Annotated in this window: 1 pseudogene; it reads left to right on the top strand. The window is 39.9% G+C overall.

Annotated elements, in window-relative coordinates:
• Window positions 1-331 (top strand): annotated as a pseudogene (locus tag ACSG5Z_RS29880) (excinuclease ABC subunit B); the annotation flags it as partial.

Here is a 331-nt window from a genome sequence, read left to right as displayed (position 1 = left end):
GATGTACAGTATGGACGTAATGACATTGATTTCAAGCGTGGTACATTCCGTGTGCGCGGAGTTGTAGTTGAAATCTTCCCAGCATCACTTGATGAGCATTGTATTCGAATTGAATTTTTCGGCGATGAAATCGATCGTATTCGCGAAGTAAATGCGTTAACAGGTGAAGTATTAGCAGAACGTGATCATGTAGCAATCTTCCCAGCATCTCACTTCGTTACACGTGAGGAAAAAATGAAGGTCGCAATTGAAAATATCGAAAAAGAATTAGAAGAGCGTTTAAAGGAATTAAATGATAATGGCAAGTTGTTAGAAGCGCAGCGTATAGAGC

The organism is Bacillus pretiosus, assembly GCF_051294775.1.
Lineage (GTDB): Bacteria > Bacillota > Bacilli > Bacillales > Bacillaceae_G > Bacillus_A > Bacillus_A wiedmannii.
Note: the sequence above shows the minus strand (reverse complement) of the source record. Positions and strands in the feature narration are given on the sequence as shown.